This window comes from Azotobacter chroococcum, assembly GCF_002220155.1.
GTDB classification, from domain to species: Bacteria; Pseudomonadota; Gammaproteobacteria; order Pseudomonadales; family Pseudomonadaceae; genus Azotobacter; species Azotobacter chroococcum.
Map to the genome: position 1 here is coordinate 4,446,820 of NZ_CP011835.1, position 13,243 is coordinate 4,460,062.

At 62.7% G+C, this 13,243-nt stretch carries 9 protein-coding genes and 1 pseudogene; 9 read left to right on the forward strand and 1 reads right to left on the reverse strand.

The window, feature by feature from the left end; genetic code table 11:
* Positions 1–21 precede the first annotated feature (21 nt).
* From ACG10_RS20780 to mgrA, 8 genes and pseudogenes are all read left to right on the forward strand, one after another.
* Positions 22–876, forward strand: a complete 855-nt coding sequence (locus ACG10_RS20780; RefSeq protein WP_039807059.1) for an SMP-30/gluconolactonase/LRE family protein — start codon at positions 22–24, stop codon at positions 874–876.
* 14 nt (positions 877–890) lie between these two features.
* Positions 891–1,748, forward strand: a complete 858-nt coding sequence (locus ACG10_RS20785; RefSeq protein ID WP_039807060.1) for an aldose 1-epimerase — start codon at positions 891–893, stop codon at positions 1,746–1,748.
* A gap of 111 nt (positions 1,749–1,859) precedes the next feature.
* A complete protein-coding gene (locus ACG10_RS20790) occupies positions 1,860–3,539 on the forward strand; it encodes a glycoside hydrolase family 13 protein (protein WP_089169669.1) in 1,680 nt (559 codons plus the stop codon).
* Between the two features lie 164 nt (positions 3,540–3,703).
* Entirely contained in the window at positions 3,704–4,333 is a 630-nt protein-coding gene (locus ACG10_RS20795) for an LbetaH domain-containing protein (RefSeq protein WP_089169670.1), read from the forward strand.
* A 2-nt stretch (positions 4,334–4,335) separates the two neighbouring features.
* Positions 4,336–4,646 (forward strand): annotated as a pseudogene (locus tag ACG10_RS20800) (transposase); the annotation flags it as partial.
* A gap of 1,005 nt (positions 4,647–5,651) precedes the next feature.
* Entirely contained in the window at positions 5,652–7,400 is a 1,749-nt protein-coding gene (locus ACG10_RS20805) for a glycoside hydrolase family 13 protein (RefSeq protein WP_089169671.1), read from the forward strand.
* Between the two features lie 254 nt (positions 7,401–7,654).
* Positions 7,655–9,373, forward strand: a complete 1,719-nt coding sequence (locus tag ACG10_RS20810; protein ID WP_089169672.1) for a carbohydrate porin — start codon at positions 7,655–7,657, stop codon at positions 9,371–9,373.
* Positions 9,374–9,937: 564 nt separating this feature from the next.
* Positions 9,938–10,981: an L-glyceraldehyde 3-phosphate reductase gene (gene mgrA, locus ACG10_RS20820; protein WP_089169673.1), complete on the forward strand. Its 1,044-nt coding sequence runs from the start codon at positions 9,938–9,940 to the stop codon at positions 10,979–10,981.
* Between the two features lie 97 nt (positions 10,982–11,078).
* Here the strand turns inward: mgrA and ACG10_RS20825 are convergent, their stop codons facing one another.
* On the reverse strand, positions 11,079–11,864 hold the full coding sequence (locus ACG10_RS20825; protein ID WP_039807068.1) for an IclR family transcriptional regulator: 786 nt from the start codon (positions 11,862–11,864) through the stop codon (positions 11,079–11,081).
* A 228-nt stretch (positions 11,865–12,092) separates the two neighbouring features.
* On the opposite strand from ACG10_RS20825, the gene ACG10_RS20830 reads away from it, so the two are divergent.
* Positions 12,093–13,241, forward strand: coding sequence for an efflux RND transporter periplasmic adaptor subunit (locus ACG10_RS20830; RefSeq protein WP_089169674.1), 1,149 nt, complete (start codon positions 12,093–12,095; stop codon positions 13,239–13,241).
* Positions 13,242–13,243 lie beyond the last annotated feature (2 nt).

Genomic DNA, 13,243 nt, shown 5'->3' on the forward strand with positions numbered 1-13,243 from the left:
GCAAAACTCAGGATAGTGTTCATGATTCATGATGTGTTCGATGCACGAAGCTGTATCTTGGGCGAAGGCGTAATCTGGCATCCCGAGCGGAAACAGCTGTTCTGGTTCGATATTCTTGGCCGCAAGTTGCTCTCCAACTTTGCTGGCCGCCAGCAAGAGTGGAACTTCGATGATTGCGTATCGGCCGCCGGATGGGTGGATTCAAGCACGCTGCTGATCGCCGGCGAGAGGGCACTGTTTACCTTTGATATCGAGACCGGCAAACAATGCCAGGTTATCCCCTTGGAGGCCGACAACCCGCTCACCCGGTCGAATGACGGTCGTGCCGATCCCTGGGGCGGATTCTGGATCGGCACCATGGGAAAACAGGCGCAGTACAAGGCCGGGGCCATCTATCGATACTTCAAGGGAGAACTCCGACCCCTGTTCCCCTCCATCACCATCCCCAATGCCATCTGCTTTTCGCCGGACCGCCGCTATGGATATTTCGCAGATACCGCCGAAGGCATGATCTGGCGCCAACCTCTGGCGGAGCATGATGGCTGGCCGGTGGGCGAGCCCGAATTATTCATAAACTGCCGGGATCTTGGCTATAACCCGGACGGTGCAACCGTGGACAACTTTGGCCATCTCTGGAATGCCACCTGGGGTGCGGGAATCATTGTCCGCTATACGCCAAACGGCATGCTGGAGAGCATCCTCGACTGTCCGGCGAAAAACATGACCTGCGTGGCGTTCGGCGGCGAGAGCCTGACCACCTTGTTTGCGACCTCCGCACAGCAAGAGCCGTCCGATCCGGCGTCGCGGCATGCCGGATCGACCTTCAGTTTCGAACTCGGGATTCAAGGTCTGCCCGAATATCAAGTCATCCTCTAGTTTGGTGGGTTTTCATGATTACCCTGCAGAATGAATCGACGTGTCTTGAACTACTCCCCGAACTCGGCGGAGGCATTGCAAGTTGGGTTGCCATGGATTCTGGCCAGCCACTTCTCCAAAGTCCGGTCGACAATAAACACACTCCTTATAGTTGGGGAAAACTCGCCTGCTTTCCATTGGTGCCCTGGTCGAACCGGATAGAGCACAGCGGCTATGAAACTGCACGAGGATGGCTTTCCTTGTCCTGTTTCCAGGAGGATGAACCCTATCCCATCCACGGCACTGCCTGGCATCAACCCTGGGAAGTGGTCAGTCGCTCTGCGCAGGAGGCCCTGCTTCGGCTGGACTCTCAAGACCCCTACCCCTACAAGGCCGAGCAGAAAATCAGCCTGGCCAATGACAGTCTCATCCTGGAGTTGTCCGTAGAGCATCTGGATCACTATCCGGCCTGGTATGGAATCGGGCTTCACCCCTTTTTCCCCCGCTGGGAAAACACGCAACTTCAGGCCTTCGCCGAAGCCGTCTGGTTCGAGGAAAACCAGCGCCTGCCGCGCGTCGAAAGCGCCATCGAGGGCGACTGGCGTTTCGCCGATGCCAACAGGCTGCCGAAGACCCTGATCGACCATGCCTTTTCCGGCTGGAACGGCCGGTTTCTGATAAAGCAGCCGGAGGCTGGCTATCAGTTGGAATGCTCTGCAAGCAACTCCCGATTCTTCGTGCTGTATACCCCACCGGGCAAAGACTTCTTCTGCTTCGAGCCGGTTTCCCATCCCATCAATGCGCATCACCTGGAAGGCCGACCAGGACTGCAACTGCTGCAGCGCAATCAAAAGATCGATATGCGCATGGTCCTGACCTACCGGCCGCTGTAGCGACCTGCTTCTTTTTCGGCCGATGCACAAGGAAATGCGCCTGTCGCCCATCGACAGGCTCGACAACAGGGAGCGCATATGTTTCGTCGCAAACTTTTAAGCACCGTCGCCATGACCGCCGTGACTTCGCCCTTGGAGGCGCTCCCGGGCGGCACCTCCGCGGCCAGCCTCCAGGCAGCCGAGGCCGGGCTGGCGTGGTGGACTGATGCGATCATCTATCAGATCTACCCGCGCTCCTTCACCGACGCCAACGGCGACGGGATCGGTGACCTGCCGGGGATCGCCTTGCGGCTGCCCTACCTGAAGCGCCTGGGCGTGGATGCGCTGTGGCTGTCACCCTTCTATCAATCGCCCCAGGCCGACGCCGGCTACGACGTGGCCGACTACCGCGCGGTCGATCCGCTGTTCGGCACGCTGGAGGATTTCGATCGGCTGTTGCACGAGGCCCATGGCCTGGGCATCAAGGTGATCGTCGACCTGGTGCCCAACCACAGCTCCGACGAGCACGCCTGGTTCCAGGCGGCGCTCAAGTCGCCACCCGGCAGCGCCGAACGCGCCCGCTACCTGTTCCGCGACGGTCGCGGCGCGAATGGCGAACTGCCGCCCAACAACTGGCAGAGCGTATTCGGCGGCCAGGCCTGGTCGCGGGCGTCGGGCGACCGGCAATGGTATCTGCACCTGTTCGACAGCAAGCAGCCCGACCTGAACTGGGACAACCCGCAGGTTCGCGCCGAGTTCGAGGAGGTGCTGCGCTTCTGGCTGGACCGGGGCGTGGACGGCTTCCGGGTCGACGTGGCGCACGGCCTGGTCAAGGACTCGGAACTGCCCGATGCCGAACACCGCAAGGAAAACGGCATCCTGGTCGGCCCCATGTGGGACCAGGACGGCGTGCACGAGATCTACCGCGCCTGGCGCCGCATCCTCGACGAATACCCGGGCGAGCGCATGATGGTGGCCGAGGCCGTGGTCGGCTCCCACTCCCGGCCGAACTACCTCCGCCCCGACGAGATGCAGCAGGCGTTCAATTTCGACTACCTGCTGCTCGAAGGCTGGGAGGCGGCGGCCTTCAGGAACGTCATCGACGCCTCGCTGGCCCTGTCGGCTGCGGTGGACGCGACGACCACCTGGGTGACCTCCAACCACGACGTCGTGCGCGCGCCTTCGCGCTATGGCCTGAGCCGGCCCGGCGCCCACCCCAAGGGTATCGACGCGGCCGGCGAGCAGCCGGACGAGGCGCTGGGGCTGCGCCGCGCCCGCGCCCTGGCCCTGCTCACCCTGGCCCTGCCCGGCTCGGCCTACATCTACCAGGGCGAGGAACTGGGCCTGCCCGAGCACACCACCCTGGAGACCCACTACCGCCAGGACCCCATGTTCATCCGCACCCGGGGCGCGGACATCGGCCGCGACGGCTGCCGGGTGCCACTGCCTTGGGAAGCGCAGGCGCCGTCCCTCGGCTTCGGCCCGGGCGACCGGAGCTGGCTGCCGCAACCGGCGGCGTACGCCCGCTATGCGGTGGATCGCCAGGAAGGAGTGGCCGGCTCCACCCTGGAGCTGTACCGGCAGATGCTGCAGCTGCGCCGCGAACATGCACTTGGCAAAGGCCAGCTGCGCTGGATCGACGCCGGCCGGGATGTACTGGCCTTCGACAACGGCGACATCCGCGTCCTGATCAATTTCGGAACCGAGCCCGCCGAGCTGCCGGCGGGCGGCCAAGTATTGCTGTCCAGCGAACTGCTGGAGGAGCCGGGCGAGCTGCCCGCCAATACGGCAGTCTGGTTGACAAGACCGTAACCGCCCTCACGTTGAAGCGTCAGCGTGCCCGATAACAGGCCCCGTCCCTGCGGGTTGCGCGGCAAATGGCGCAGCAACGCGACTCGCGGAGAGTAGTGTTAACAGGCCCTAGTCAACCGCTTCGCGCCGGTTACCTCTGCGCTAGACATCGGAGACACTTACACATGCCCACTCCCATTATTCCTCTCGGCAGCTTCGTTGCTGCGCTTTCGACATCGCCCCTAGAGCCTTGGGCATCCTCTGCACCCTGGGCACTGACAAGCCACTCCGAAGCGATAGTCCGGCACCTGCTCGGCACCCTTGACGCCTCCGAATTCACCATCTCGAACGAGATCGCCATTCACATCACGGCAATTGTGGAACCTGGCGTCGTGCTCAAGGGGCCGTTGATCCTTGGGCCTCGGTGCTTCGTCGCCTCCGGTGCCTATCTGCGTGGCGGCAACTGGATTGCCGAGCGTTGCGCCTTTGGGCCGGGCGCCGAGCTGAAGTCCTCCTTCGTCTTCGCAGGCACCAGGCTCGCTCACTTCAACTTCGTCGGTGACTCCATACTCGGCGGCGACGTGAACCTCGAGGCCGGTAGCATCATCTGCAACTACCGCAACGAGCGCGTCGACAAAGAGGTTCGCATTCGTGTCGGCGAGACACTGCATCCGACCGGCTGCCACAAGTTCGGCGCTGTTGTCGGCGATCATTGCCGCATTGGCGCCAACGCCGTCTTGGCGCCCGGTGCGATCTTGCCGCCTGGTTCAGTTGTACATCGCGCTTCGCTGCACGACGATGAGGCAGGTGTCTAGACAAGCGTTGCCGGTATGTACTGGCTGACAAAGGTTATGACAGCGAAAGCCTGCGCCACTACTGCGACCGGTATGGCATGAAGCCATTATTCCCTTACGCAAGATGCACCGTAAGGCTCGACCGGACTTGCCTCGCCCGTTTGGCAGACCTCAGTACAAAAAGCGCAATGCGATTGAGCGACTGTTCAGTTGGCTCAAGGAAAAGCGCCGTCTTTGCACCCGTTATGACAAGCTGGTCAGCAGCTTCAAGGCTATGGCCACGCTGACCTGCATCGAAAAACGCTTACGTGCCGACTTCTCAGACAAACTCTAACCCAATACTTCCGACGCATACTTCATGCGCACGGCCTTACTGGACGATCGATTCACCACTACAGTCCCGATTGATATTGAAAGCACCACCCACTGCAAACAATCTTCATGAACAAGCTCTCGACCCATATTCACGTGTGCCAAACAAGCCGGCATACCGCAGTTTATGCCTGACTTATCACAGCGCACAGAACTCCCTATCAAGGCATAACTTTCCCCTATTCGCGAAACAAATCGACTCTTATGATTGAGAGAAAGCAAACGGCACTTATCAACCCATGATCTTATCAGCCATGGGCCAATGCGATCAGTCTGACATTTAGCTGGCGATCAAACCGAATCGACAATCGCTCGTTTGGAAACGCATTGTGAAAAATGGCCTTGATTGAACCGAAGCAAAATGAGCTTCACGGCAACCGCGTCCCAGCCGCAGCGCCTCGGAAAGACCGAGCGCCGCCGATCAGACGGCCTCCGATGGCTGGCTGGACTGGGATGACAAGTTTTCCTATAAAAATAATGAGTCCAGGGTGGGCCTATGAACTTGACGCTTGATATGGCAGTTGGTCATGTTCATGCCATATTTGCAGTACGGCATGGAACTTTTCCTTTATTACCTTATCCTCGGTGGCACTTCCCTCTTCCTCGTCATCGGGCTGGGCGATGTCATAGGCATGGCTGCTCCGCCGCCAGTTAGGGCACAACTACATCAAACCTCGTGAGTCGGCTCTGTGGCGAAGGGTCATATATTGATCCGAGCTATTCTGGGGCAGTGGCATACGCAACAACAGCTCCTTGAAAAAGCCACAACTTCCCCTCATGGGACCCAATACTTAGCGGCAATCAATAAGAAGGCGACAGGCATCGTCTGCTTTGCGGGAAATATCTCTGCAAAGATGACGCTATGGCGGACCAGGGTATTTCATGGATGGCTCTACCTATTAATAAGTTTGTGATCGTTGGCGATGCCTCCTTGCTTATCAATAAGCCCAATAATAGAGAAGCTCATATGTATTCGCGTCGTAACTTTTTGAAAACCGCTGCCATCACTACTGCGGGTCTGTTCCTGCAGGGCGGCCTATACACCACCAGCGCTCAGGCAGCTCAGGCCGGGCCGGAGTGGTGGCGCAATGCGGTGATCTATCAGATTTACCCACGGTCTTTCGCCGACGCCAATGGCGACGGCACCGGCGACCTCGCAGGCATCATCGGCAAGCTCGACTACCTGCAGACGCTGGGCATCAATGTGATCTGGCTGTCGCCGGTGTTCCGCTCGCCAATGGATGACAACGGCTACGACATCTCGGACTACTGCGACATCGCCCCGGAATTCGGCACGCTCGCGGAGATGGAAATGCTGATCGCCGAGGCCGCGCGGCGCGACATCCGCATCCTCATGGACCTGGTCGTCAACCACACCTCCGACGAGCATCCCTGGTTTATCGAGGCGCGCAAATCCAGGGACAACCCCTACCGCGACTATTACATTTGGCGCGCACCCCGCACTGATGGCTCCGCGCCGGATGAACAGCGCTCGAACTTCGGTGGCAGCGCCTGGGAATTCGACGCGACGACCGGCGAGTACTACTTCCATCTGTTCTCGAAGCGCCAGCCGGACCTGAACTGGGCCAATCCGCAGGTGCAGCAGGAAGTGCACCGGATGATGAACTGGTGGCTGGACAAGGGCATCGGCGGATTCCGCATGGACGTCATCGACCTGATCGGCAAGGACGTCGATCGCGGCATCACGAGCAACGGCCCGCGCCTGCATCCGCTCTTGCAGGAGATGAACGCCGCGACCTTCGGCGCACGCGACGTACTGACGGTCGGCGAAACCTGGAGCGCGACGCCGGAGATCGCCAAGCTGTATTCGGAGCCCGCCCGCCGCGAGCTATCGATGGTGTTCCAGTTCGAGCACATCACCCTGACCTGGGATCCACAGGACGGCAAATGGACGCCGCGCGCCTTCGACCTGCGCGAATTCAAGGGGGTCATCGGCAAGTGGCAGAAAGCCCTCGCCGACATCGGCTGGAACTCGCTGTTCTGGAACAACCACGACCTGCCGCGCGCGGTGTCGAAGTACGGCGATCCCGGTCGCTACCGGATCGAGTCGGCGAAGATGCTTGCGACCGCGCTGCATTTCCTGAAGGGCACGCCCTACATCTATCAGGGCGAGGAAATCGGCATGACCAACGTGCGCTTCGCATCGATCGAGGACTATCAGGATATCGAAACCCTAAACCTGTACCACGAGCGCACCACGGCGGGGGTATCGCATGAGGCGATGATGGAAGGGATCTATGCCAATGGCCGCGACAACGCACGCACGCCGATGCAGTGGGACGCGAGCGAGAATGCCGGCTTCTCGCGCGGCAGGCCGTGGCTGAAGGTCAATCCCAACTATCGCGAGATCAATGTCGCCGCCGCGCTCGGCGATTCAGGATCGATCCTTCATCACTACCGCACGCTGATCCGGCTGCGCAAGGAGCGTCCGGTGATCGTTCACGGCGACTACCGGCCGCTTCTGGACGCGCATCCACAGGTCTTCGCCTACGAGCGCCAGCTTGGCGACCAGCGCATCGTGGTCATCAACAACTTTTCCGGGCAGCTGGTCGAGCTTGAGCTGCCGGCCGATCTGCGCGACCTCGCGGGCGAAAGCCTGGTGAGTAACTACGGGCCCCGCAACGTGCTTGGGCAGCACCTGACACTGCAGCCCTACGAATCCTTCGCCATCGCGCTGGGCACACCGACGGCCTGACGAGAGGTTTTCCCCGGTCCGTCCATGACCAGGACAGATAGCGGCTGTGCTGGCGAAGCGGGCTTCGTCGGGTCTGCCAGCCCCCATGCCTGGCGCAGGGGACGACCCGCCCGCGTCGACACAGGCCTGTCCCGATTTGTCCCGGCGTCGTGACATCTGGCAGTCCTGGCCGCCCGGCACAGGCGATAGCTCCGGGCGCCGGCCTGTGTGACCAGCCGCTGGCAAGCCAATACAAAAACAAGAAGAGATTACCCATGAATTCTGCAGCCTATCGCCCCTGGGCCGGCTTTTCCCTGCTTTTCCTCTCCACCAACCTGCTTGCCGCGCCGGCGCCAAGCGTCGAGGAACGCCTCGCCCGGCTCGAAGCGCGTGCCCTGACGGCCGAAGCCGACGCCGCGCGACTGCGCAGGGAGGTCGAGCAGCTCAACAGGCAGTTCGCCATTAACTCCTCGCTGCCGACACAATTGCAATTGTCGCTCAGCGAGCGCGTTGCCCAGGTCGAAGCACGCCAGCAATCCCTGGAGGGCCGCACTTCGGAGCTGGCGTCTTCGCTCGACCCGATCGAGGGTCTGACGGAGGGCTTCTCTTTTGCCGGCTATGCGCGCTCCGGTATGAGCGTGAACTCACACGAGTCCGGTGCGGGTCGTGGCAGTCCCTATATGACCCCTGCCGGCTCGGTGGGCGGCTCCGTTGGCCGGCTGGGCAATGAAATCGATACCTATGCGAGCGTGACCTTCATGAAGGAAAGCCAGGCCAGCAACGGCACGCACGCGAAGTTCACGGTGAAAATCGCCGATGGCATGGAGACGCCCAACCCCTGGGCGGCGGATGAAAGCAAGATCCACGTGCAGCAGGCATACAGTGAGCTCTACGAGCTGGCGTCGTTCCGGGACATTCCCATGCTGCGCGATGCGCGCCTGTGGGCGGGCAAACGCAGCGATCGGGATAATTTCGATATCCATTGGCTCGACATGGATGTGGTTTCCCTTGAAGGAACCGGTGCCGGTATCTACGACGTGCGACTGACCGACGACTGGAGCCTCAATGCTTCTTTCATGAGCCGTTCCTATGGCGACTTCGACGTCGAGACCAACAAGGACATCAGAAGCTATATCGGCACTCTCAATCAGTTCTTCGACGACGGGCGCTGGCAATTCATGCTCAGCGGGATCTACTCGGATCAGAACGATGCCAAGCTGAACAAGAAGGAATCCAAGCCTGAGGGGCTCGATAAATGGGAAGGCACTATTCCAGCAGATTTGATGGAACTTGTTCAGAGTTTCCCCAAGCCTGAGGGTCACGATAAGTGGCTGAGCCATAAGGAGTACGACGTCGACGACAGCGGCAACCGGTTGAACAAGGCAGGCTTCAGCCCGGCCGGAAGCGGCTGGCATGGCCTGCTGGCCTATCACCGGCCGGACTTTTTCGGCCAGGAAGGCATGTTCAAGGCCGCGCTGCTGTATGGCTTGGGGCTTGGTGCTGAACTCAAGAGCATCGGCTCCGACGGCGAGCTGATCGACGATGCCCGGGCGTTGCGCCTGGCCATGTATGGCCAAACCCGCCTGAGCGACCATTGGCGCATCGCCCCGGCCCTGGTTGCCGAGCACAGCAAGGATCGTTATGTGCCCGGCGACGACTATCGCTGGCTGACCTTCAACATGCGCCTGGCCAACGAGCTGACCAGCAACTTCGAAATGGTCTACGAGTTCAGCTGGCAGAGCATGGACCTCGATCCGCTCGGCTACGACGGCCGGCAAGCGGCCAGCGGCGACTTTTGGAAATTCACCCTGGCGCCGACCTTCAAGGCAGAGTCCGGAGACTTCTTCGAGCGCCCCGAACTGCGCCTGTTCGCCACCTATATGGACTGGTCCAAGGAGCTCGACAACTTCAGCACGAAAGACGATTTCGGCCAGAAAGGCTTCAAGTCCGGCGGTACCTGGCAATTCGGAACGCAGATGGAGACCTGGTTCTAGGGCCTGTTGACGTTTTGGCGTGAGCCGCGTTGCCGCGCCAAATGCCGCCAGGCAAGGCGCGGGGCGCCGGCAATGGTCATTCCCTTGCCAAGCCCCGCAACGCCGCATGGCGGCATTTGACGCGCAACCCGAAGGGACGGGGTCCGTTTGGCGCAGCACGGCGTCTCTCCTCGTTCATTTGGAATGACCAAACTTCTCTCCTCGCTCCTTGTTCTGCGCCAAACGGGCCTCCGTCGCGGCCTACGCCAAAACGCCAACAGGCCCTAAGGTCCGTCGGTCGCTCTCGGTGGCTGTGGATAAGCACTGAAGCAGGGAGAGCACCCGCCGCCAACGCTACGGCTCGCCTCAATCGGGAGGCCGGTACGGTACCGTACCGGCCTTCCTTTCCTCGGTCGCCAGCGCCTTCACGACAGAGCACAAAATTACCTGTTGCAGCATAAGTCTCTTCTATCCGTGTGATGCACCGCTTTCTATGCTGGGGCTCGATCGGTCTCATCGAGTCCTTGCACTGGATTGACGCCGTAGCTGATTTCTCACTTGTGCCTCTGCGAAAAGGAATCCTCCATGAGCTATAGCGCCGCGCCGAACCGCTACGAGCGCATCCCCTACCGCCGCGTCGGCCGCAGCGGCCTGGTGCTGCCGGCCCTGTCCCTGGGTCTGTGGCACAACTTCGGCGACAGCACCCCGCTCGACACCCAGCGCGCCCTGCTGCGCACCGCCTTCGACCTCGGCATCAACCACTTCGACCTGGCCAACAACTACGGACCGCCCTACGGCAGCGCCGAGATCAACTTCGGCCGCCTGCTGCGTGAGGATTTTCGCGCCTACCGCGACGAGCTGATCCTCTCCACCAAGGCCGGCTGGGACATGTGGCCCGGCCCCTACGGCCAGGGCGGCGGTTCGCGCAAGTACGTGCTCGCCAGCCTCGACCAGAGCCTCAGGCGCCTGGGCGTCGACTATGTGGACATCTTCTATTCGCACCGCTTCGATCCGCACACGCCGCTGGAGGAGACCGCCGGCGCCCTGGCCGACGCCGTCCGCCAGGGCAAGGCGCTGTATGTGGGCATCTCCGCCTACTCGGAAGGCAAGACCCGGGAGATCGCCGCCCTGCTGCGCGAGCACAAGGTGCCGCTGCTGATCCACCAGCCGGCCTATAACCTATTCAACCGCTGGCTGGAAAAGGACCTGCTGGCCACCACCGAGGAACTCGGCGCCGGGGTGATCGCCTTCACCCCGCTGGCCCAAGGCCTACTCACCGACAAGTACCTGCACGGCGTGCCCGCCGATGCGCGGGTCAACCGCCCCGGCGGCACCTCGCTGCGTCCCGAGTACCTGTCCGAGGCGAATCTCCGACGGGCCCGGGCGCTCAATGAAATCGCCCGCCGACGCGGCCAGAGCCTGGCCCAGCTGGCCCTGGCCTGGCTGCTGCGCGATGCGCGGGTGACCTCGGCGCTGATCGGCGCCAGCCGCCCGGAGCAGCTCGTCGAGAACGTCGCCGCCCTGGACAACCTGGCGTTCGACGCCGAGGAACTGGCGGAGATCGACCAGCATGCCGCCGCAAGCGGGGTCAACCTCTGGGACAGGCCCTACACCGACTGGAAGGACTGAAAAAGCCTTGCGCATCGGCTACCAGACCTGATGCCAAGCCCATCCGCTGCAGCCCCGACGTAGTTTCTGCGCTCCTCGGGGCTTGCAGCCTCTTGCTTCAGCGCTGGCAGGCGGTGCGGCCGATCGCCCGTTCGATGTCGCGCTTGCAGGCCAGCAGGGCCTCCTGGATCGCCTCGACGTGCCGCGCCGCGCGCGCGGAGGGCAGCACCACGGAGATCGCGTAGCGGCCCAGATAGGTGTCCAGGGCCACCGAGCCGGCGCTGATGCCTTCGCTGCACTCCTCGTGGTCGAAGGTGAAGCCGGTCTTGCGGATCTCCGCCAGCTCGGCCAGCAGGGCCGGCAGGTCGCGGGTGTGGCGGGTCATCTGCGGCAGCGGATCGGGCAGCAGCGCACGCACCTCGTCGTCGCCGAGGCCGGCCAGCAGCACCTTGCCGGCCGAGGTCGAATGCATGGGCGCGAAGGCGCCGATGGGAAACACCACGCGCAGGTCGCGCTCGGCGACGATGCGGTCGATCACGTGGATCTTCTCGCCGGCCGGCTTGGCCAGCGCCACCGACTCCTGCAGCCGGTTGGACAGGCACTCCAGATAGGGCCGCACCAGGGAAATGATGTCGGTCTGCGTCTGGTAGACCAGCTGGCCCACCGCCGCGCCCAGGCGGAAGCCGCCGCTGGGGCCCATGGCCTCGACCAGGTACTCGGTTTCCAGCGCGCAGACGATGCGCTGCACGGTGGAGCGCGGCAGCTTCACCGCCTGGGCGATCGCCGCCAGGCTGAGTCCCTGGGGATGCTCGCTCAGGGTACGCATGATCGCCGCGGCGCGGGCGATCACCTGGATGCCGCCCGCCTTGCTCTCTTCGCCGGTTTCCGGCGCTTCTCTGCTCATCACTGGCTACTCGTCAAAATCATCGCGGCCCCTCCGCCCGCACATCCCCGGCGCGGAACGGTCGAATCGACCATCCCTGCCACTCCTCCCTGAACCGGCCGGCATTTTCTCTCCTGTCACAGGTTTTTACGAATCCGCTATTACCCAGTAAAAACCACCTGATGATACACTGCACCGCAATACGGTACAAAAATCCCTCTTTCCCCCTTTCACCAGGAGAGCCGCCCCGTGAAACGCAGAGCTCCGTTCCCCTTCATCCAAAGCCTGCCGCTGGCCCTAATCCTGCTGCTGGCGGCGTGCAAGGAGGCCGAGCAGGCGGCCGCCCCCGCGCCGCCTGCGGAAGTCGGCGTCTATACCGTGCAGGCGCAGCCCCTGACCCTGACCACCGACCTGCCGGGCCGCACCTCGGCCTTCCGGGTCGCCGAGGTGCGCCCGCAGGTCGGCGGCATCCTCCAGGAGCGCCTGTTCACCGAAGGCAGCGAGGTGAAGAAGGGCCAGCCGCTCTACCAGATCGACCCGCGCACCTACGAGGCGGAACTGGCCCGCAGCGAAGCCAACCTGAGCACCGCCGAGAACCTCGCCAAGCGCTACGAGCGGCTGCTGCAGACCAGCGCGGTCAGCCGCCAGCAGTACGACGACGCGATCTCCGCCTGGAAGCAGGCCCAGGCCGAGGTGCGGGTCCGGCGCATCGACGTGCAGTACACCAAGGTGCTGGCGCCGATCAGCGGGCGCATCGGCCGCTCCACCATCACCGAGGGCGCGCTGGTCACCACCGGCCAGACCCAGGCGCTGGCCACCGTGCACCAGCTCGATCCGATCTACGTCGACGTCACCCAGCCGATCGTCCGCCTCCTCGAACTGCGCAGCGCGCTGGAGTCCGGCCGCCTGCAGAGCAGCGGCAAGGACCAGGCCGAGGTCAGCCTGACCCTGGAGGACGGCAGCGTCTATCCGCTGACCGGCACCCTGAAGTTCTCCGAGGTCAACGTCGACCAGGGCACCGGCTCGGTGACCCTGCGCGCGGTCTTCCCCAACCCCGAGCGCAAGCTGCTGCCCGGCATGTTCGTCCACGCCCAGCTCAAGGAAGGCGTGCAGCAGAACGCCATCCTGGTCCCGCAGCAGGCGGTCATTCGCGATGTCCGCGGCGTCGCCACCGCCTGGGTGGTCAAGCCGGACAACAGCGTCGAGCTGCGCGAGCTGGAAACCCTGCGCACCGTGGGCAACGCCTGGCTGATCGGCGAGGGCCTGGCCAGCGGCGAGCGGATCGTCGTCGAAGGCACCCAGCGGGTGCGCGGCGGCGCCACGGTCAAACCGGTCGAGGCCGGCAACATCGACCTGGTGGCCGACTTCGCGCCCACCACCGGCCAGGGAGGACGCTGAAT

What these genes read in the sequence shown, in the direction of transcription:
- ACG10_RS20785 (WP_039807060.1), top strand. Translation starts at nt 891, where the DNA reads ATGATTACCCTGCAGAATGAATCGACGTGTCTTGAACTACTCCCCGAA.
- ACG10_RS20810 (WP_089169672.1), top strand. Translation starts at nt 7,655, where the DNA reads ATGAATTCTGCAGCCTATCGCCCCTGGGCCGGCTTTTCCCTGCTTTTC.
- ACG10_RS20825 (WP_039807068.1), bottom strand. Translation starts at nt 11,864, where the DNA reads ATGAGCAGAGAAGCGCCGGAAACCGGCGAAGAGAGCAAGGCGGGCGGC.
- ACG10_RS20805 (WP_089169671.1), top strand. Translation starts at nt 5,652, where the DNA reads ATGTATTCGCGTCGTAACTTTTTGAAAACCGCTGCCATCACTACTGCG.
- ACG10_RS20780 (WP_039807059.1), top strand. Translation starts at nt 22, where the DNA reads ATGATTCATGATGTGTTCGATGCACGAAGCTGTATCTTGGGCGAAGGC.
- ACG10_RS20795 (WP_089169670.1), top strand. Translation starts at nt 3,704, where the DNA reads ATGCCCACTCCCATTATTCCTCTCGGCAGCTTCGTTGCTGCGCTTTCG.
- mgrA (WP_089169673.1), top strand. Translation starts at nt 9,938, where the DNA reads ATGAGCTATAGCGCCGCGCCGAACCGCTACGAGCGCATCCCCTACCGC.
- ACG10_RS20790 (WP_089169669.1), top strand. Translation starts at nt 1,860, where the DNA reads ATGACCGCCGTGACTTCGCCCTTGGAGGCGCTCCCGGGCGGCACCTCC.